The sequence below is a fragment of the Bacteroides sp. HPS0048 genome (assembly GCF_964240755.1).
GTDB lineage: Bacteria > Bacteroidota > Bacteroidia > Bacteroidales > Bacteroidaceae > Bacteroides > Bacteroides nordii.
This window is the reverse complement of the sequence record NZ_CAXSVC010000001.1, coordinates 209,483-229,150: the sequence shown is the minus strand read 5'-3', so window position 1 is coordinate 229,150 and position 19,668 is coordinate 209,483. Positions and strand designations below refer to the sequence as shown.

19 protein-coding genes are annotated in these 19,668 nt (G+C 37.7%); 8 read left to right on the top strand and 11 right to left on the bottom strand.

The genetic code is table 11. From position 1 onward, the window contains the following. Positions 1-3: 3 nt before the first annotated feature. From ACESQI_RS00845 to ACESQI_RS00835, 3 genes are read right to left on the bottom strand one after another with little or no spacing between them, the layout of a single operon-like run. Entirely contained in the window at positions 4-993 is a 990-nt protein-coding gene (locus ACESQI_RS00845) for a glycosyltransferase family 2 protein (protein WP_373125353.1), read from the bottom strand. A gap of 17 nt (positions 994-1,010) precedes the next feature. After that, on the bottom strand, positions 1,011-2,201 hold the full coding sequence (locus ACESQI_RS00840) for a glycosyltransferase (RefSeq protein WP_373125352.1): 1,191 nt from the start codon (positions 2,199-2,201) through the stop codon (positions 1,011-1,013). Further along, a complete protein-coding gene (locus ACESQI_RS00835; protein WP_373125351.1) occupies positions 2,201-3,160 on the bottom strand; it encodes a glycosyltransferase in 960 nt (319 codons plus the stop codon). The genes ACESQI_RS00840 and ACESQI_RS00835 overlap by 1 nt, the downstream gene beginning before the upstream one ends. Before the next feature lie 171 nt (positions 3,161-3,331). Between ACESQI_RS00835 and ACESQI_RS00830 the strand changes: the two genes are divergently transcribed. The 3 genes from ACESQI_RS00830 to ACESQI_RS00820 are packed head-to-tail and all read left to right on the top strand — an operon-like array spanning position 3,332 to position 6,028. Beyond that, the gene (locus ACESQI_RS00830) at positions 3,332-4,117 is read left to right on the top strand and encodes a glycosyltransferase (protein WP_081504711.1); all 786 of its coding nucleotides are present in this window, start codon (positions 3,332-3,334) and stop codon (positions 4,115-4,117) included. Beyond that, a complete protein-coding gene (locus tag ACESQI_RS00825) occupies positions 4,098-5,072 on the top strand; it encodes a glycosyltransferase family A protein (RefSeq protein WP_320969684.1) in 975 nt (324 codons plus the stop codon). The genes ACESQI_RS00830 and ACESQI_RS00825 overlap by 20 nt, the downstream gene beginning before the upstream one ends. Continuing rightward, a complete protein-coding gene (locus ACESQI_RS00820; protein ID WP_373125350.1) occupies positions 5,072-6,028 on the top strand; it encodes a glycosyltransferase family 2 protein in 957 nt (318 codons plus the stop codon). Before ACESQI_RS00825 ends, ACESQI_RS00820 begins: the two co-directional genes overlap by 1 nt. A 307-nt stretch (positions 6,029-6,335) precedes the next feature. Here ACESQI_RS00820 and ACESQI_RS00815 read toward each other — a convergent pair whose 3' ends face one another. After that, the gene (locus ACESQI_RS00815) at positions 6,336-8,276 is read right to left on the bottom strand and encodes an LTA synthase family protein (protein WP_256142149.1); all 1,941 of its coding nucleotides are present in this window, start codon (positions 8,274-8,276) and stop codon (positions 6,336-6,338) included. Between the two features lie 115 nt (positions 8,277-8,391). On the opposite strand from ACESQI_RS00815, the gene ACESQI_RS00810 reads away from it, so the two are divergent. Next, the gene (locus ACESQI_RS00810; protein ID WP_007483374.1) at positions 8,392-9,519 is read left to right on the top strand and encodes a glycosyltransferase family 1 protein; all 1,128 of its coding nucleotides are present in this window, start codon (positions 8,392-8,394) and stop codon (positions 9,517-9,519) included. Positions 9,520-9,524: 5 nt separating this feature from the next. Here the strand turns inward: ACESQI_RS00810 and ACESQI_RS00805 are convergent, their stop codons facing one another. From ACESQI_RS00805 to ACESQI_RS00780, 6 genes are all read right to left on the bottom strand, one after another. Further along, positions 9,525-10,430: a lysophospholipid acyltransferase family protein gene (locus tag ACESQI_RS00805; RefSeq protein WP_007483373.1), complete on the bottom strand. Its 906-nt coding sequence runs from the start codon at positions 10,428-10,430 to the stop codon at positions 9,525-9,527. 4 nt (positions 10,431-10,434) lie between these two features. Continuing rightward, a complete protein-coding gene (locus ACESQI_RS00800; protein WP_044166362.1) occupies positions 10,435-10,818 on the bottom strand; it encodes a GtrA family protein in 384 nt (127 codons plus the stop codon). A 13-nt stretch (positions 10,819-10,831) separates the two neighbouring features. Next, positions 10,832-11,815, bottom strand: coding sequence for a glycosyltransferase family 2 protein (locus tag ACESQI_RS00795; protein ID WP_007483371.1), 984 nt, complete (start codon positions 11,813-11,815; stop codon positions 10,832-10,834). Positions 11,816-11,834: 19 nt separating this feature from the next. Beyond that, positions 11,835-12,872, bottom strand: coding sequence for a glycosyltransferase family 9 protein (locus tag ACESQI_RS00790; protein ID WP_002558687.1), 1,038 nt, complete (start codon positions 12,870-12,872; stop codon positions 11,835-11,837). 3 nt (positions 12,873-12,875) lie between these two features. Beyond that, complete coding sequence (locus tag ACESQI_RS00785; RefSeq protein ID WP_007483369.1) at positions 12,876-13,481, bottom strand: DUF4254 domain-containing protein; 606 nt, start codon at positions 13,479-13,481, stop codon at positions 12,876-12,878. 81 nt (positions 13,482-13,562) lie between these two features. After that, entirely contained in the window at positions 13,563-14,654 is a 1,092-nt protein-coding gene (locus ACESQI_RS00780; RefSeq protein ID WP_007483367.1) for a glycosyltransferase family 4 protein, read from the bottom strand. Between the two features lie 122 nt (positions 14,655-14,776). Here ACESQI_RS00780 and pdxB point away from each other — a divergent pair, with 122 nt between their 5' ends. Together pdxB and ACESQI_RS00770 are read left to right on the top strand one after the other, a co-directional pair. Beyond that, a complete protein-coding gene (pdxB, locus tag ACESQI_RS00775) occupies positions 14,777-15,829 on the top strand; it encodes a 4-phosphoerythronate dehydrogenase PdxB (protein WP_320969681.1) in 1,053 nt (350 codons plus the stop codon). A 226-nt stretch (positions 15,830-16,055) separates the two neighbouring features. Beyond that, entirely contained in the window at positions 16,056-17,084 is a 1,029-nt protein-coding gene (locus tag ACESQI_RS00770) for an endonuclease/exonuclease/phosphatase family protein (RefSeq protein ID WP_195661430.1), read from the top strand. Positions 17,085-17,432: 348 nt separating this feature from the next. Here ACESQI_RS00770 and purN read toward each other — a convergent pair whose 3' ends face one another. After that, positions 17,433-18,053: a phosphoribosylglycinamide formyltransferase gene (purN, locus tag ACESQI_RS00765; RefSeq protein ID WP_007483361.1), complete on the bottom strand. Its 621-nt coding sequence runs from the start codon at positions 18,051-18,053 to the stop codon at positions 17,433-17,435. 98 nt (positions 18,054-18,151) lie between these two features. On the opposite strand from purN, the gene ACESQI_RS00760 reads away from it, so the two are divergent. Together ACESQI_RS00760 and fabF are read left to right on the top strand one after the other, a co-directional pair. After that, on the top strand, positions 18,152-18,388 hold the full coding sequence (locus ACESQI_RS00760) for an acyl carrier protein (RefSeq protein ID WP_002558672.1): 237 nt from the start codon (positions 18,152-18,154) through the stop codon (positions 18,386-18,388). Between the two features lie 15 nt (positions 18,389-18,403). Continuing rightward, on the top strand, positions 18,404-19,666 hold the full coding sequence (gene fabF / locus ACESQI_RS00755) for a beta-ketoacyl-ACP synthase II (protein ID WP_002558671.1): 1,263 nt from the start codon (positions 18,404-18,406) through the stop codon (positions 19,664-19,666). Positions 19,667-19,668: the final 2 nt, after the last annotated feature.

Below are 19,668 nucleotides of genomic sequence, written 5' to 3'. Positions count from 1 at the left end.
TATTTATATTTTCCCTCTACTACGATAATAAGATAGATATAAATCACCTAACCAACCTGACAATTGATAAACTGATAGAACCTTTAATTGACGTTTAGTCAACCCAGCCCGTAATCCGGGCATTCTTTTTAGATCATTAGCCGCTTTTCTCAGATCTGCAGGTGCATCTTCATATCGCTTCCAATACATTGCCAAAAAAAGATTCTGAAGTTGCAAATGCGCTAAATCCTCCTCGAACTCTCTAATTAACCCCTTTCTCTGTAAATAATGCTCTATCCAAGTAGGATAAGCTCTAAGGTCTTTATACATCCTGTCACTTACTACCTCCGAACGTGACAGAGAATTTGGACGCACATAATAATTTAAAATAGGTATATCGATAGTCACTACCCTTTGAGCAAAAGAAAGAAGCTGAACCATCAGTATGGCATCTTCACCTAAAGAAATATCGGGAACATGCTCTATAGAATGGTCAAGGAATAAAGAACGCTTCTGAAAATTAGCCCACACACTCCAGTATCCTCTACCCTGAAGAATCTCTCTAAAATATTCCATTCCGGATAATGTATCAAAAGTCATCGATACAGATCTTTTAGGTTCTTTTCCTAATGTACAAAAATAAAAAGGTGCTGCAACAATATCAGCATCGGAATTTTCAGCTTTATCTACCAAATGTTCAACCGCTCCGGGCAGCAAAACATCATCGCTATCCAGGTGTTGAATATATTTCCCTTTAGCAATATCAATCCCTGATTTTCGCGCAGACGGCAACCCTCCATTTCTCTTATTTATAATAATAATACGTTCATCAAGTTTGGCATACGTCTCCATAATAGTAAAACTATCATCTGTAGAGCCATCATTAACTATTATTATTTCCAGTGTAGAATAACTTTGCCCAATCACGCTTTCAATACACGCCTCTAAATAAAGCTCACTATTATAAACAGGTATAATTACAGAAACCAAAGGAGATGATAAGTTAACCATCATAAACAATTTCTAATTTATTAATTCCATTCTTTTTTCGATGACAACAATAATGATTCAAATAGCCTTAGCCATTTTTCACCAATTACCTCCGGAGCATAATCCATAGACTTACGAATAACATTCCCTTTCATTTTTTGCAGTTTATCAGCGTCATTCAATAAGTCAATTAACAAACGCGCATATTCTTTTAAAGAAAAAGGAGGTACGAGTATTCCATTTTCCCCCGAAGGGGATATAATTTCATGTATGCCCGCTACGCAATCAAAAGCAACAGGTATCACCCCATTTGCCTGAGCTTCGGTAAGGCAAAGTGGCCATCCTTCATAATTAGAAGTCAAGCATAGCACCGAAGCATTGTAATAATATTTATCAACACAGCTACTATATCCTACAAAGCTGATACGCTGTAACTGTTTTTTTTGCGCTCTCTGTTGAAGAAACACTTTTTCATCCCCGTCGCCAACCAAAATCAACTCCCAATCCGGTACTTCTCTATAAATCAGCTCCCAAATATCTATCAAACGATCTATACGTTTGTCTTCATAAGTCATACGCCCTACAAATAAAATTTGTTTCTTTTTATTCGGATTAATATTCTCAACCCGTTTTTCCGAATTAGGAATTACAGATATCTTATTTTCCTCAGGAGACAATCCTATTTTATCAATCAGCGTCTGTTTATACCCTTCGCACAAGACCGTATATACATCCACCAGTTCGTATATCCTACGGTAATCGCCCAAAAGACGTTTATAGTATTTCTTAAACCAAACGGTTTTAGGATAAGTAAATAAAATCCACTTTATTCGCCCGAATAATGAATGCCATGCTTTTTTCTTTTTATTGTAAAGATCATGCCCAATCTCCCAAAAAGGAACACTATGCAAAGCGAATATTATTTTACAATTAGTATTATTCCGTATATGTGCCAGATGCGACAATGTTTGAACAGGCAAAACAAATATATCAATTCTCAACTGCTTCAAAGTCTCAATAATAGCATCTGCATTTTCTTTGCTATTAACGCTTGCTTTGTCCGGCAGCTCCAAAAGTACTATGTTGGATAGAAACTTATCACGTATTTCTCTTGCCAGAACATATACTTCAAATCCATAATGAGATATATAACCAGCAATATCAATAGTCACTCTATCTGCTCCACCACTAGGAAATTCGTTATGTAAAAACAAAATTCGTTTTTTATCCATTACTTTTTAGGTCTTTGTTTTATAAAGCGGTAATACCTTTCGAAAAAAAACGGTGACATATTAAACATCCAATAATAAAAAGAAGTTTTACGGGGTTTAAGAGGGAGTAATCCTCCTTCTTTTATTTTTTTTATCATATCAGCCTGTCCTCGTCCACCGCAGCGAATGCTATTCTTAAATAATCTCATAATAATCACAGCAATGTGATCATCAAAATAGGCTACTATCTTTGGATCATTACTAACAGTAATTTTAAAATTATTCAGCGATACCATAGCCGCAACCATATATAGTGCATTAGATTCACAATACTGATTCATAAAAGAACCGCTATTTTGGAAATAAGAATAAAAACACAAAGGTAGATATTTTATTCTGTTTGCATAAAAAATAGCTCTTGGCACGAACTCTTCATCCTCATGCCTAATAGGAATCATCTTTAATTGATTAGCAATAAGAAAAGTGCGTTTATAAACATATAGCGGAACCATTGCCGGATAAAAATCCCTCAAAAGAAACTCTCTTCCGGAAATGATATTTGAATCATTTAATTCCATATGATAAGGTTGCTCTAAAAAACTTCCATCCAAAGAAATATGCTTATAATTCAACAACATCATATCCAATTTACCATCAGACATCTCCTTATAAATACGTTCAAAAACATTCGGATAGAAGCAATCGTCAGCATCCAAAAAAAGCAAATACTCACCACAAGCCTCTAATATTCCCTTATTCCTTGCACAACTAACTCCCGCATTTTCAACATCAATATACTTTAAAAATGAATATTTCTCACACAAAGAATCCAATATTTCAATGGAGTTGTCCGTTGAACCATCATTTATTACAATTGCTTCATAACAATCATATGGTAAATCCTGATTGGCAACTGACTCTATACATCTGTTTAAATATTTTACAGCATTATAAGCTGGTATAATAACAGAGATTTGCATATATATATCCCGCTTTTCGTAAATTTAGGTGGTAAAGATAGTCAAATATAGTTGGACATAATTAATAGAAAAAGACTTTTTCCGAAAAAAGAGCAAAAATATGCAGTATTTCCCCTATCTTTGCATTTATTACTTTACATAGTAAAACAAAAGCTGATTAAGATATATCCAATGAAAGTTTCATTAATCATTTCAACCTACAATTGGCCTGAAGCGTTAAGACTTAGCCTTATGACAGTGTTGCATCAGACCCAATATCCGCACGAAATTGTTATAGCGGATGACGGCTCTACCATTGAAACTCAGAATATGATTAAAGAGCTTCAGACAGAATATCCTATCCCCATACAACACATTTGGCACGAGGATAAAGGATTTAGGAAAACGATGATTATGAATAAGGCTGTCAAAGCAGCTACCGGAGATTACATCATCCAAATTGATGGGGATATATTATTGCATCCCTATTTTATAGCAGATCATCTTGAGATAGCTGAGCCTGGATATTTCATAAGAGGTGGCCGTACACTCATCAATGCATTTAAAACAAGATTTTTTCTGCACCGCAATGCGCTTCGTCCCCAGAAAAGTAATTTAATGAGAAGTAACAATAAGTTTAATGCATTCAGAATACCTTTCCTTGCAAATATATTCAGTGGAGTATCGGAAGATGTAACACATGTAAAAGGGTGTAATATGGCTTATTGGAAGAAAGACTTTATTGCAGTGAATGGCTATAATAATGATATTAACGGCTGGGGACACGAGGATATAGAGCTTGCTATCCGTCTTCATAACTCAGGAATTAAGATGAAAAAAGTGAAATTTAAAGCAATAGCTTACCACCTTCACCATCCTTTGAATTCAAGAAACTGTGAAGAAAAGAATATGGAAATTTCCAATCTTGCACTCAACAAAAAAATAATACGAGCAAAGAATGGATACGACAGCCTATAGCCGTACTTCAAAAGTCAGTATAATCGTTCCAATGTATAATGCAGCCTCTTTTCTAAAAGAGACTTTAGACAGTATTCTTAATCAAACTTTCACAGACTTTGAGCTAATACTTATTGATGACTGTTCAAAAGACAATACTTTAGAAATAGCTAATTCTTTCTCCGATCCTCGTATTTACATTGTTAAAAACGAGAAGAATTTAGGAGCCGGAGGTACCCGGAATAAAGGTATTAAACTCGCACAATCAACCTATATTGCATTCTGTGATGCGGATGACATTATGTTTCCCAATAGATTAGAAGAGCAATACAACTTTATGGAGCAGCATCCGGACATTGATATCTGTGGTAGTTTTGTGAAATTAATCAACCAACAAGGTGACATAACAGGTAAATTTACATTTCCGGTAAAACATGATAAAATAGCTGTTGAGATGTTCTTGCGCTGTGCATTTCAACAATCCACAGCTTTCATTCGCCGCCAGTCTTTTAAGCAATCCGGGCTTGAATATAAAGAAAATCACTATGCAGAGGATTATGATTTGTGGGCCAATGCCATAAAAAAACTGAAATTCCATGTTATTCCCCATTTCCTGATGTACTACAAGATCTCTGATTCGCAGATATCCTCCATATCTTTTGATAAACAGCAAAGAGATGCCTACCTGGTTTACAAACAAATGATGGAGGATTTAGGAGTTCGTTACAATGAACATATTATTGAACTTCATTACGAGTTGGCACATCGCAAGAGAAAAACATTCCCGGAAGAATGGATAAAAGAATATGAAACTTTCTGCAGAGAATGCCTTTTGAGAAATAAATCAGTAAAACTCTACAAAGACAAGCTCTGGAGACAAGCTATGATACATAATTATAAAAAGTCTCAATATTTATTGCATAATAAAATAGTAGCAACTATCAAGGCATTTTTTAAATTCAAACTCCTCAAATAATGGATATCAAAATTTCTATTATCATACCAGCTTACAATGCACAAAAGTATATTGAGAGATGTCTCCTGTCATTGTCTGTACAAGACATGCCAACTAATAATTATGAAGCGATTGTGATCAATGATGGTTCTACAGACAACACTCAAAGCCTTTTAGATGTATTATGTAAACAATACTCATTTGTCCGTTATGTATCTACCCCCAACAGCGGGCTTAGTGCATCCCGAAACAGAGGTGTAAAAGAAGCAACAGGAGAATATCTCTTATTCTTAGATGCAGATGATAGCATTATACCCAACTGTTTAAAGGAAATTTATAAGGAGATGTCCGGAAATCAACTGGATATGATGTTAATGAACTACCAATATATACTTCCCAACGGAACTCAACGGAAGGGCGGATATCATATTGATAAGAATGACGAAAAAATTGTCTCCGGCAAACAGTTTCTAATCAGAGAAAATTATCCGCCGATGATTCCATTGTATGCATATCGTCGCTCTTTCATTACCGAGAATAACCTCTCTTTCCTTTCTATCGGACATGAAGATGAGGAGTTCACTCCCAAAGCTATTTACATAGCTAAGCGCATTAAATATTATCCCCTGACTTTCTACAACTATTTCCAGAATGAAGAGTCATTCATGCATACCTACAAAGAAAGTAACTTTTATGATATGCTCACTGCTATGGGTTCACTCAATAGGTTCAGACTTGAACACGAAAATGATCCTAAAATCATATCCTATTTCAACAACCACATTGCAAACAGAGTGATAATGATATTCAAACGCAGTATCAGGGACGGACATTCCATCCAAAAAGAGTTAATACAGAAAATTAAAGAGGAAGGTTTATATCCATTAAAGCCCCAGAGATCATCTTTTTATATACGGTTATTCAACTATTCTCCCACCTTGTTTGAAAGATACTACCGCTTCATTAAGCATAAATAAAACACTACAACAAAGATATTTTACAGCACATCTCCCAGAAAATAATTTTATTATTATCCTCTGCAAATGTAATATCTTATAAACACCCGGTATGTTCCTCGTAGAGTTTCGCCCCGTTCCTCGTAGAGTTTCACATCATTTCTCGTAGAGTTTCGCCCCGTTTCTCGTAGAGAAAAACACAACCATATATCTTATTGATTTACAAAGACTTACAAAACCAAGAAATGTATCATTTTTTCCTCTATTAAAGGAACTGTTTTTATAGATCCAAGCAGTCTTTTAGTTCTCCAAAAACTACGAATAAACTTTACTCACACACCAGCTTATCCGTATTCATCCTCGTCATATATTGCTGAATTATTGCCTTTAACTCTGATTCCATAGAAGATTGCATTTCGGGTAAAGTACCTAACAAATTATGTTCCAGCAAACGATCTGAAACAAAGTCATACAGTGCAACGGACTCTTTACCATCAAACTGAAGCAAATAACGACCTTTATGATATTGATAAACACCGCCTATATAATTCACTGCGGAAGTCTGACTGGTGGGAGTAGTAAGCAAATCACATCCGAAAGAAATGTAAGGCTTGTCATATCCCAAATATCCCAATACAGTAGGCATTATATCTATTTGCTGGGCTATAGCATCGATATGCCCTTTCAATGTACTACCCGGCTGATAGAAAATGACGGGTACAGCAAATGTGCCGCTTTCAGTCATATATTCGGGATGTTCCGTTTGATTGGTATGATCGGCTGTGATCACAAACAACGTATTGTTGAACCAGGATTCATGAGAAGCCTTCTCAAAAAAACGCTTCAACGCATAATCCGAATAACCAATACACTGATGAATAGGCAATGTCCCTTTGGGAAACTTACCCGTATATCGTTTGGGTATTACAAACGGATGATGGGAAGAAGCACTAAAAAGAGCAGCTGCAAAAGGTTGACGGAAAGAAGAAAGCTCATCTGCAAAAAACTGGAAAAACTCTTCGTCCCAGATAGCCCAGCGACCGTCAAAATCATCATCGTTATTATATTCTGTACGCCCATAATAATCCTGAAAACCTGTAGCCCGCGAAAAAGCTTCAAAGCCCATTGAACCATTTTCGGCACCATGGAAGAAAGCCGTATAGTATCCCTTTTTACGTAACTCGCCCCCAATACCGGATACTTTATTCATTGAAGCCGGCGTCAGGAAAAAAGGTTCTACAAACATAGGAATACCGGACAATACGGAAGGCATCCCATCAATACTTTTGTGCCCGTTGGCAAATGAGTATTCAAATGTGAGACTCTCTGAAATCAATGAATCCAGGAACGGGGTATATCCCTTATAAGCTCCCCCATCCAAATCTTTATTTAAAGCACCAATGTATTCCTTTCCGAAACTCTCCATGATAAATACCACCACATTCAGCGGACGGAACTGCACACTATCCGCCGGAGTATGAACAGGTGTATAAACCGCCTCCATCGCAGCCTCATCTTTATAATAGGCAGGTACTACAAACGGCTTTTTACCAATAGTACGTATCATCGCAAAAGGAGTATTAAGCACCAGCCCTGTCTCAATGGGACGATTGACATATTGGTTGGCATTACTAACCGTAATAGGTCGCACAGCAGCTCCGATGCCGCCACGCATACCAAATATGCAAAAAGGTATGACAGCAACAAGACAAACCAACTGTATTCCGTAATACCCCCACGGATTTAGATTTTCTGATTTTCCAAAAGGCTTTCTGTATAACTTAAACATGCCATAAATCAACACAACAGCCAGCAAAGTCAGATACCAATGATTCAGCAATTCTACTCCGATAATACCCGCTATGTTATTCTCATTGCTGAATTCATTGAAAACGGAAGCAGTGGTACGGCGATTGGTAAACTGAAAATAGACCGTATCCATTAGATTCATAATCAAGGCAATACTATTAGTAAAGACAAAAACGCCTTTTGTCACTTGCTGATAGCGTTTATATTCTTTATAGTGTAATGGGAAAAACATCAGAAGGATGTACAAAGCATTGATATAAACAATAGCAGATGTATCAAAAACCAATCCTCCTTTAAGTATAGTCATCAACTCGGTGCCTGTCAGTTCTGAATAATAAGAATAATTGACCCATAAAAAGACAAACCGACAAATCATAAAAAGAAGATAAGACAGCGCCAGATTACACAGTGCAGCAAGCACCACTCGTATATAAGGAAGGAAAGAAAAAGATTTTTTCATATTGGTGTAATATCAAGTATAACAGCGACAAAATTAATATATTTAATTGGTTCTGCCATTAAAATACCCAAAAACACTTACCTTTGTAACCTATAAACCAGAAATTATAAAACGAATGAAAATAGCTTTTGATGCCAAAAGAGCAGCACAAAACCGTACAGGTCTCGGCAATTACAGCCGCTTTGTTATTGAAGGTTTAAGCCGTTACTGCCCTGAAAACAAATACCTGTTATACACTCCCAATGAACGAAAAGCAAAGTTATTGGGCAATTTGTCACAGCAAGAGAATTGTGTTGTCTGTTATCCCGATAAAGCTATCTGGAAAAGCCTATCTTCATTGTGGCGTGTCAGTGGCATCAAAAGACAGCTGCAAAACGATCATCCGGCTATTTTCCACGGGCTTAGCAACGAACTCCCTTTAGGGATCGAACGGTTGAAAGAAATCAAAAGTATCGTTACGATTCATGACCTGATTTTCCTTCGCTATCCTAACTTTTATTCATATATAGACCGCAACATATATACTTATAAATTTCGCCGGGCCTGCCAGATAGCCAACAGTATTATCGCTGTAAGCGAATGTACTAAAAGAGACATTATACACTATTTTGATATTCCGGCAGAAAAAATAAAAGTGATTTATCAAGGATGTGATGAAAGTTTTCTCCACCCGGCAGACTCCGGTTTGAAAGAAGAAGCACGCAAACAGTACGGGCTTCCGGAAAAATATCTTTTATATGTGGGAAGTATTGAAAGCCGCAAAAATCTGTTGTTAATAGCTAAGGCCCTTACAAAAGCCTCTTGTGACTTACCTTTGGTAGCGATAGGAAAACATACCCCTTATGCGGATACTGTTCTTCAGTATGCCCGGGAGAACGGACTGTCGAATCGACTCCTGATGTTGCACAACGTTTCGTTCCGTTATTTCCCTGCTATCTATCAAATGGCCTCTCTATTTATCTATCCAAGCTTTTTTGAGGGATTCGGTATTCCTATTCTGGAAGCATTAAACAGTAAAATTCCTGTAATCGGAGCTACAGGTTCTTGTCTGGAAGAAGCAGGTGGAGACCATTCCATCTACATAAATCCCGAAAATGAACAGGAACTTGCTGATGCCATAGATCGAGTCATGGCAAATCCCACCTTACAACAGGAAATGATTGAAAAAGGAACAGAGTATGCTGCTCGTTTCGGACAAGAGATATTAACCCGGCAAATGATGGAACATTACCTCTCGCTGTAAAATAATTATTTCTGATTTCTTCTCAGATATTCTTCGTAGGTCCTTTTCCACCGATTATGACTCCACAACCAAAATTGAGGAGCTCGCTGAATAGTCGCCTCCAGGCGCCGGGCATAATCAACCGTTATTTCATAATTCGGGAAGGATTTGGGTTGATCGGTCATCAGGATAAACTCTGCATGATAATACCCTCTTCTTACTCTTTGTACATCTATATACACGACTACAGCATCGGTTGCTTTGGCAATGCCTTCTGCACCAACAAAGAATGAGGACTTATGATTCAGAAAGTCAGTCCACATATTCACAAAATTCCAGTTGGGAGACTGATCGGATATAAAGCCAATGATAAAACGCTTCTTTTGCTGTTTATAACGTACCAATTGACGTAAAGCCATGAACATCTCTATATTAACTGCACGAAAACGACTTCGCATTCGCAGGAATAGCTGATCAAAAGCCGGACTTTCCAATCGGTGATAAATCTGTCCTACCACAAGGTCTTTATCAATATCCAAATGTAAAGGTAAAGAAGCCACCCACTCCCAATTACAATAATGTCCCAAATAAACGACACAATCCCTATCTTTAATAATTTCATTTATCTTTTCCACACCACCAAAAGTCATCCGTCTGCGCATCTGCTTTTCACTCATAGAAAACAGCTTAATCGTTTCCACCATATAATCACAAAAATAATGATAGAATGCTTTCTCTATTCTTTGTATCTCCCCCAGCTCCTTTTCAGGGAAAGATTCAATCAGATTTTTCCGAACAATCTTCCTTCGATAACGAACACAATAATAAAGTGGAAAATACAATAAATCAGAGAATATATAGAGAAATCGCAACGGTAACAAAGAAGCAATAAACCAAAAGAAAAAAATAAAATAATACAAAACAGTTTTCATACACTTACTTATTTTTATGCTTAAAAACCCAACGAAGTAATATAAAATTTATCGGAACTGCAATAGCTAAAACTAAAACAGGAGCCAATACCTTTGAAATTCCTAAATACAAAAAGAGGTTCAGAAAAGACAAATGAATCAAATAGTTAATCAGATGACTTCCTCCGAAACCCAGGGCCTTCCTGATAGAAGGTGAACTATGGAAAGTAAGATACGAAGTGAGAAAGAAATTACAAATCAAGCTAATCAAATATCCCACTGTATAGGCAACATTTACATCAATCTTTGTTTGCAACAGATAGTAAGCCCCATAATGTAGACCCGAAGCTACTACTCCGACCACACAAAACCGAATAAATTCGTATCGCTTTTCTTTTGATTTCAACATTCCTTCCATTACCTTAGTCGTGCGTAGTCTTCGTGTCCGGTTCTTCCGTATCTTCATTATTCAATAAAACAGATTCAATATTATACCGAGGCCTATCTTTCACCTCAATATATATTTTCCCGATATATTCGCCCACAATGCCAAGGCTAATCAAAATGACAGCTCCCACAAACCAGACAGAAAGCATCAGTGAAGTCCATCCCGGCACCACATGACCAATCCAGAGTGAATGTAAGGTATAGACCAATACACCTAAAGTTATTAATAGAAACAATACTCCCACCAGAAGAATCATCCTCACCGGTTTCACAGAAAAAGAGGTAATACCATCTATTGCGAAGTTCAGCATTTTATTAAAGGGATATTTGGACTCTCCAGCAAATCGCTCAACCCTATCATAATATACGGAGGTTGTATTATAGCCAATTAGTGGTACAATACCTCTAAGGAAAAGATTTCTTTCACGAAACTTACCCAACTGCTCAATGGCTCTCTTACTCATTAGGCGATAGTCAGCATGATTATAAACCGACTTTATCCCCATAGCACGCATAAATTTGTAAAAACTTAAAGCCGTAAAACGCTTAAAGAAGGTATCAGAAGTTCTACTTTTACGTACACCATAAACGATATCAAATCCTTCTTTATATTTAATGACCATTTCTTCTATAACAGCAGTATCATCCTGCAAGTCGGCATCAATAGAAATGGCTATATCGCAAAACCTTCCGGCAACAGTAAGTCCCGCCATTAATGCATTCTGATGTCCTACATTACTGGCTAAATTGACCCCACAAATAGATTTGTTATTTGAATGAAGAGTTGAAATCAAAGACCATGTTCCATCTGTACTTCCATCATTTACGTAAAGAATAAAACTATTGGGTGTTATCAGTTTCCTGTTAATGAGCGCCTCCATCACCTTGGTCAAACGTTTAGTTGTTTCAACCAATACCGCTTCTTCTTTATAACAGGGAACAACAATGGCAAGTCTCATTTCTTCTTTACTTTTCCGGTTAATCAATCAACAGACCTTCCACTTTACTTATTATCTGCTCTGGTTTAATATTTCTCATACAAGCATAATCCCCGCGAAAACAGGGTTTCTGCCCATATACCGAACAGGGACGGCAAGATAAATCAAGCTGTACTGTATTGATTGGCAACTGTTTCCAGCCCATAAAACCAGCGTAAGGATGAGTTGCTCCCCAAACGGAAACCACCGGAGTATTTACCAATGAAGCCAAATGCATATTAGCCGAATCCATAGAGAGCATCACATCCAGATGGCTCATCAGATTCAGTTCCGTATTCATATTTAATTTACCGATCATAGACGTCACAGATGGGTACTTTGACATCCATGAATCAAAAACATTCTGTTCGTCCATGCCTCCACCAAACAGGAAAACTTTAACATCCGAACGTTGAGCGAAATGGGCGATCACCTTCTCTTGCAGTTCTATGGGATATATTTTCCCTTCATGCTTGGCAAAGGGAGCAATACCGATCCATTTTATCCCTTTCTCTTTTTCTCCGGTTACAGGTTCTATTAAAGAAAAATCTCCTTTTCCTTCACCATAGATTGAAGTAAAATTCAACAAAACCGGAAAGCCTAACTCCTCCAATACATCTGCATAGTGCCTGAAAGAGCTTTTCTGATTTTCCAATACCTTGTTATGACGCCGTACTAACTTCTTTTTTCCTTTTCGGCCCTTATCAATAAATGCTACCGGAACTCCGGACATTCTAAACCTTAAACGGATATATTTCGTACGCAGCACATTATGAAAATCAGCCACATAGTCGAAATGAAGTTTTTTCAACTCCGAATAAAGTATATTCAATCCCCAAAGTCCCTTATGTTTACCGGTAAGATCTGCACTTATAAAATGTACATTGGCTGGTAAACCTTGAAAAAGAGGCTGTAGCACCCCACGGCTCAACACAGTAATTTCATGCTGAGGATACTGGGTTGCCAACGAATAGACTACCGGAATAGTCATAGCAACATCACCAAGTGCTGAGAAACGAATGATAAGGATACGGGCCATCGTTTATTTTTTAGCATAAAGCACCGGATTCAAAGCCGGATCATTATACATCTTCATCTGCTTATATACCTTCATGTATTTTCTGCCGGCCTCAATATCAGTCAACAATTGGTCAATAGCCGTTGACAGATCTTTCTGTTGTTCCAACAGAATAGAAAGTTTAGCAAGACATTGGTCATGATGTTCTTTCGTTGTATCCGTGCGATCTACTTCCTGCTGCATATGGTAGATTTTCAAAGCAAGTATGGAGAGACGATCAACGGCCCAAGCAGGACTTTCCGTATTAATCGTAGCGTTTGGCAGAGAAACAACATCTTTATATTTATCAAAGAAATAACTGTCAATCAATTCCACCAAATCCGTACGATCCTGGTTGGACTTATCAATTCTGCGTTTCAACTTCAATGCTTCTACCGGGTCAATCTGAGGATCACGGATTATATCTTCAAAATGCCATTGCACAGCATCAATCCAGTTCTTTAAATACAAATAATATTCAATCGTTTTCAACTCATATGGGTTATTCATCGGAGCATCCACACTATCTGTAATATGATAATCGCTGGTCGATTTCCCAAAAATGTCATTGCAAAGGTTACTAAATGTCATAGTTATAATCATTTTAATGAATGTACAATAAGACAAAGCTAAAGAATTTTTCTCAGACGAACAATCCTTTCTTACTTTTAATTATACATCCATACTATAAACGCGCATTATAGCTTCATAGAACTTATCATAAGTCAATTCTTCCTGAAAATATTTTTTAGCCTGATCCCCCAAACGATTACGTGTTTCAGAATCCGAAATCAGCGTTGACAACGCCTGAGACAAAGCATCAACATCACCTGGTGCCACTAACCAGCCATTACTTCCATGCTTAATAAATTCCACTTGTGCCCCATTATCCGTCGTTACAATACATTTTCCTGCCTGCATAAATTCTATAGCAGTCAATCCGAAAGCCTCTTGACACAAAGAAGGAGCAACTCCGATATCAGCATCTGCAATAAGTGCACGCACTTTATCCGAATGTCCCAGAAATGCAACTTTATCAGCCAGCCCTTCTGAAGCCACAAGTGCTTTCAATCGCTCGACAAAATCATCCTGTCCCTTACCTATAATTACTGAAAAGAAATTAAGATGATGAAGTTTGCCTAATGCTGCAATCAGCTGAAGTATGCCTTTCGCCGGAACAACTCTCCCTACAAAAACAATCAACGGACACTCTTTAGCAATATGAAACCTTTCACGAAGGGTTTCCGACTTAACTATAGGTTCTATATAAGAAGGAATACTGTTGTGAACAACGATACTGCGTTCTTTAGGGAAACCGGGAACTGAACCTAAGAAAGTTTGTTCACCAAGCCGTGATACGAACACGATACGATTTATATGACGATAGGCCCAAAGATAGAGAGGATTATTTTTCCCTTTTTTAATAAGATGCCTCGTGAGAACAATCTTTGCTTTACTTCCGGAAATACGTTTGGCAAGAATAACAGTAAACATCTCTTTAAAGCAATGGATATGTATAATATCCGTAGGATGGCTTTTCAAATACTTACTTAACCGGATAACCGAGTAAAAATCTATAATTCCTTTGAAAGGTAACTGGTAATACTCCCCATCGATTCCTGCAACTCTCTGAGCTATAACAGAACTTTTCCGTGAGAAAAAGGTGACAGCATGCCTGTGACTCGTAGAAGCTACAGCCAAGTCATATATATATTGTTCACCTCCTCCCCAAACAGGAGATGCAAAAATCTGAATGATATTCATATTTATTTCTATCTTACAGCTTTAAAGCGAGTCGTCTTTGCCATCAGGCAGTAGTTTTTTACCTATCAAGTCCCGACAAAGATACTATTTTTTTTGTATTTTTGCCAAAAATGAAAAATGATATGAAAATTATTATAGACGACAAGATTCCTTATATACAAGAGGCTATCAAAAAAATAGCGGAGGAAGTTGTTTACATATCAGGAAAAGACTTTACACCAGAACTCATACGGGATGCTGACGCACTAATTGTCCGTACAAGAACTTATTGCAACCGCGAACTGCTTGAAGGTAGCCAGGTTAAATTCATTGCAACTGCAACCATCGGATTCGATCACATTGATACAGAATACTGTCGTACAGCTGGCATTACCTGGACCAATGCTCCCGGATGTAATTCTGCTTCTGTAGCACAATACATTGAATCCGTACTCTCGTTTCTGAAGATCACCAAAGACAAGAATCTCAGTGAAATGTGTATAGGCATTGTAGGAGTTGGAAATGTGGGAAGTAAAATTATTGAAGTAGCAAAGACACAAGGGATGCGCATATTGCTGAATGATCTTCCCAGAGAAGAGAAAGAAGGGAATAGTGAATTTTGTTCTTTAGAACAAATAGCGCAAGAATGTGACATAATAACTTTCCACGTCCCTCTATACAAAGACGGAAAATACAAAACCTACCATTTGGCAAACGAATCATTTTTCCGTACTCTCAAACGCAAACCCATAATTATCAACACTTCCCGTGGAGAAGTTATTGATACAAAAGCATTACTGGAAGCCTTGCAAACAGGAGTCATTTCTGAAGCAATCATTGATGTATGGGAAAATGAACCCGCTATTAATCTTGAGTTATTGAATAAAGTAATAATAGGAACCCCTCACATCGCAGGATATTCAGCAGATGGAAAAGCCAATGCAACACGGATGTCATTAGACGCTCTCTGCCGGCATTTTGGTATAAAAGCCAACTATACCATCTCACCTATGCAACCAGAAAACAAGCTGATACAAGCTGCAACTTTAGAGGAAGCTTTACTAAAAATATACGATCCGCGCCAAGATAGTAACCGATTAAAATCACACCCTGAACAGTTTGAACAACTTCGGGGAGATTATCCTCTGAGAAGAGAAAAAGAGGCATATATTATATCGGTTAAAATGGCGGAATAAAGTACGTATTTAACTATGCGTTAATTAGTATACTTTATATACAAAAAGTACGTACTTTTACAGGTATAAAGTACGTACTTCTGTTAGCATAAAAATGATAGTTAAGAAATTATGTTAATAAAGTTGTAAGGTTATGAGGAAATAAAGCATAGAATCATTATATAGTTAATAAAATAAGCATTCACCACTTTTAATAAATCCGGAAATTATAATCTATTTAAATATCATGAAAAAACTTTTTTTACTTGCTTTTCTTCTTCTGAGCACTCTATCTGCAAACAGTAAGAAAGCCGGAGAATTTACTGTTTTGCAATGGAATGTCTGGCAAGAAGGAACTTCTGTACCAGGTGGTTACGACGCTATCATTAACGAAATTGTCCGTTTGAAACCAGACTTTGTCACCTTTAGTGAGGTCAGAAACTATAACAAAAGCAATTTTAGTGCCCGCGTCCTGTCTTCTTTGCGAGAAAAGGGATTAGCCTACTACTCTTTTTATAGCTATGACACCGGCCTACTAAGTAAACATCCCATTACAGATTCTCTGACTGTTTTTCCCGAAAACGGAGATCACGGTAGTATTTACAGACTATTGGCCACCGTTAACGGACGCAAGGTAGCCGTATACACAGCTCATTTGGATTATCTGGATTGTGCATACTACAATGTACGTGGATATGACGGTTCTACCTGGAAAGAAATTCCCAAACCTCAAACAGTGGAAGAGGTGTTAAAAGTTAATACAGACTCGCAACGTGATGATGCCATCAAACTATTCATTGACCAAGCCCATAAGGATATGGCCAACGGATATAGCATTATTTTAGGAGGGGATTTCAACGAACCTTCTCACCGTGACTGGTTGGAAACAAACAAGGATATGTACGACCACAATGGTATGGTTATCCCCTGGACAGTAACCACTCTACTTGAAGAGGCCGGATTCATTGACAGCTATCGTGAAATTTATCCTGATCCGCTTACACACCCCGGCTTTACTTATCCTTCGGACAATCTGTTAATAGCCCCCGAAAAGTTAACCTGGGCACCGAAAGCAGATGAACGTGAACGAATCGACTTCATTTTTTATCAAGGGAAAGGGCTACAAGCAGAAAAAGCAATTATATTCGGCCCTAAAAGTTCTATTGTGCGCAGTCAAAGAGTAAAGGAAACAACCAAAGATAAATTCCTCCTTCCTAAAGGAGTATGGCCTACCGATCACAAAGGATTACTGGTCACATTCCGCTTCACGGAATAAACAGAACAACAATCATATTATATATGCGAATCAGTAGTTGGTTATTGAGTTCAAAAACAGAAACGAGTCAAATGGCTTTGTATTTTCTACGTCACACAGAGTAATATTTATCTGATGAACGCAAATTAAAAGACTGTAGTTATTTACTATCTATTGGTTCCCTTTGCGAAAATCTGCATTAATCTGTGTTTCAATAAAGATTTAAACTCGGTGTTACTCTGTGATAAGTTTTGCTCATTTCCGATCAGAAATGAATAAAACTAACTCTTAACTGGTTTCAACTACTGATTCGCATTATATAATAATGTATATAAAATAACTATGCCAAGCACCTCAATAGATATTTTTTCAACAACTCAAAAGTTTCTCTATTACCTGCGGATAATATTCATATTCTAAAGAATGCACTTTCTTTGCCACATCGGCAGGTGAATCTTCGGGCAATACCGGGCATTTTGCCTGAAAAATAGTATTGCCTTCATCATAGTGTTCATTTATATAATGTATAGTAATACCACTTTCTTTTTCTCCGGCGGTCACCACTGCTTCGTGTACACGATCGCCATACATCCCCTTTCCTCCAAACTTCGGAAGCAAAGCAGGATGTATATTTATGATTTTATCGGGATAAGCATGCAAAAGTACATCAGGTACACGCACCAGAAATCCGGCCAAAACAATAAAATCAATATTATATTCACGCAATAAAGCTAAAATCTGCTCACCGGAAATCCAATCATCCTTCAAAAACACCTTAGAAGGTACTTTCAGGCGGTTTGCACGCTCTAAAACATACGCATCGCTCCTGTTAGAAAGTACCAATGCCACTCTAATAAAATCATTCTCCTGCAAATACCGGATGATATTTTCGGCATTTGTGCCAGAACCGGAAGCAAAAATTGCGATGTTTTTCTTCATAATCAGCCTATTCTCTGCACAAAACAGTGAAAAATGTGCAAAAGAATGCATTTATTTAATCAAATATTTGCGCAGAACGATAAATATTTATTCCTTTGCACCGCAAAATTAAAGAAATAAAACTAATTATTAATTAAAAACTTAAAGTTATGTCTGAAATTGCATCAAGAGTGAAAGCGATTATCGTTGATAAATTAGGCGTTGAAGAATCAGAAGTTACAACTGAAGCAAGCTTCACCAATGACCTGGGAGCTGATTCTCTTGACACTGTAGAACTTATCATGGAATTCGAAAAAGAATTCGGTATCTCTATTCCAGATGACCAAGCTGAAAAGATTGGTACTGTAGGTGACGCTGTATCTTATATCGAAGAACACGCTAAGTAATCGGATTTCATCAATATGGAATTAAAAAGAGTTGTAGTAACAGGCCTCGGCGCCATTACTCCCGTTGGCAATAGTGTACCCGAATTTTGGGAAAACCTGGTGAACGGGGTTAGTGGAGCAGGGCCTATTACTCATTTCGATGCTTCGCTATTCAAGACCCAATTTGCATGTGAAGTAAAAAACTTCGATGCGACCCAATATATCGACCGTAAAGAAGCACGCAAAATGGACCTGTATACACAATATGCTGTAGCAGTAGCCAAAGAAGCAGTTGCTGACTCTGGTCTTGATGTCGAAAATGAAGATTTAAATAGAATCGGCGTTATTTTCGGTGCAGGTATCGGTGGTATTCGTACATTTGAAGAAGAAGTAGGTAACTACGCCCTTCGTCAGGAAAATGGTCCAAAGTTCAATCCGTTTTTCATTCCTAAGATGATTTCGGACATTGCTGCCGGACAGATTTCTATTATGTATGGTTTCCACGGTCCTAACTATGCAACATGTTCTGCATGTGCTACTTCTACCAATGCCATCGCTGATGCATTCAATCTGATCCGTCTGGGCAAAGCGAATGTAATCGTATCCGGCGGTTCGGAAGCTGCTATCGCTGCTGCCGGTGTAGGAGGTTTTAATGCAATGCATGCATTGTCTACCCGCAATGACTCTCCGGAGAGTGCATCTCGTCCGTTCAGCGCAAGCCGTGACGGATTCGTTATGGGTGAAGGTGGCGGTTGTCTTATTCTTGAAGAATTAGAGCATGCCAAAGCACGTGGTGCAAAGATCTATGCAGAAGTTGCCGGTGTAGGTATGTCAGCTGATGCTCATCACCTCACAGCTTCACATCCGGAAGGATTAGGTGCAAAACTGGTGATGTTGAACGCATTGGAAGATGCAGAAATGGATCCGAAAGAAGTTGATTACATCAACGTACACGGAACATCTACTCCTGTAGGTGATATCTCGGAAGCTAAAGCTATTAAAGAAGTATTTGGTGACCATGCATTTGAGTTGAACATCAGTTCAACCAAATCAATGACAGGCCATTTATTAGGTGCTGCCGGTGCGGTAGAATCTATTGCAAGTATTCTTGCTATCAAAAATGGTATCGTTCCTCCGACTATCAACCACGAAGAAGGTGACAATGACGAGAACATAGACTATAACCTTAATTTCACTTTCAACAAAGCACAGAAACGTGAAGTTAACGTTGCCTTGTCCAATACATTTGGATTTGGTGGTCATAACGCCTGTGTTATCTTCAAGAAATACGCAGAGTAAAG

Excerpts from the sequence above, each read along its gene's own strand:
- ACESQI_RS00805 (WP_007483373.1), bottom strand. The coding sequence starts at position 10,430 with ATGAAAACTGTTTTGTATTATTTTATTTTTTTCTTTTGGTTTATTGCT.
- ACESQI_RS00790 (WP_002558687.1), bottom strand. The coding sequence starts at position 12,872 with ATGGCCCGTATCCTTATCATTCGTTTCTCAGCACTTGGTGATGTTGCT.
- pdxB (WP_320969681.1), top strand. The coding sequence starts at position 14,777 with ATGAAAATTATTATAGACGACAAGATTCCTTATATACAAGAGGCTATC.
- ACESQI_RS00845 (WP_373125353.1), bottom strand. The coding sequence starts at position 993 with ATGATGGTTAACTTATCATCTCCTTTGGTTTCTGTAATTATACCTGTT.
- ACESQI_RS00770 (WP_195661430.1), top strand. The coding sequence starts at position 16,056 with ATGAAAAAACTTTTTTTACTTGCTTTTCTTCTTCTGAGCACTCTATCT.
- ACESQI_RS00780 (WP_007483367.1), bottom strand. The coding sequence starts at position 14,654 with ATGAATATCATTCAGATTTTTGCATCTCCTGTTTGGGGAGGAGGTGAA.
- ACESQI_RS00800 (WP_044166362.1), bottom strand. The coding sequence starts at position 10,818 with ATGTTGAAATCAAAAGAAAAGCGATACGAATTTATTCGGTTTTGTGTG.
- ACESQI_RS00810 (WP_007483374.1), top strand. The coding sequence starts at position 8,392 with ATGAAAATAGCTTTTGATGCCAAAAGAGCAGCACAAAACCGTACAGGT.
- ACESQI_RS00795 (WP_007483371.1), bottom strand. The coding sequence starts at position 11,815 with ATGAGACTTGCCATTGTTGTTCCCTGTTATAAAGAAGAAGCGGTATTG.
- ACESQI_RS00760 (WP_002558672.1), top strand. The coding sequence starts at position 18,152 with ATGTCTGAAATTGCATCAAGAGTGAAAGCGATTATCGTTGATAAATTA.
- ACESQI_RS00830 (WP_081504711.1), top strand. The coding sequence starts at position 3,332 with ATGAAAGTTTCATTAATCATTTCAACCTACAATTGGCCTGAAGCGTTA.
- ACESQI_RS00815 (WP_256142149.1), bottom strand. The coding sequence starts at position 8,276 with ATGAAAAAATCTTTTTCTTTCCTTCCTTATATACGAGTGGTGCTTGCT.
- ACESQI_RS00835 (WP_373125351.1), bottom strand. The coding sequence starts at position 3,160 with ATGCAAATCTCTGTTATTATACCAGCTTATAATGCTGTAAAATATTTA.
- ACESQI_RS00785 (WP_007483369.1), bottom strand. The coding sequence starts at position 13,481 with ATGACATTTAGTAACCTTTGCAATGACATTTTTGGGAAATCGACCAGC.
- ACESQI_RS00820 (WP_373125350.1), top strand. The coding sequence starts at position 5,072 with ATGGATATCAAAATTTCTATTATCATACCAGCTTACAATGCACAAAAG.
- purN (WP_007483361.1), bottom strand. The coding sequence starts at position 18,053 with ATGCATTCTTTTGCACATTTTTCACTGTTTTGTGCAGAGAATAGGCTG.
- fabF (WP_002558671.1), top strand. The coding sequence starts at position 18,404 with ATGGAATTAAAAAGAGTTGTAGTAACAGGCCTCGGCGCCATTACTCCC.
- ACESQI_RS00825 (WP_320969684.1), top strand. The coding sequence starts at position 4,098 with ATGGATACGACAGCCTATAGCCGTACTTCAAAAGTCAGTATAATCGTT.
- ACESQI_RS00840 (WP_373125352.1), bottom strand. The coding sequence starts at position 2,201 with ATGGATAAAAAACGAATTTTGTTTTTACATAACGAATTTCCTAGTGGT.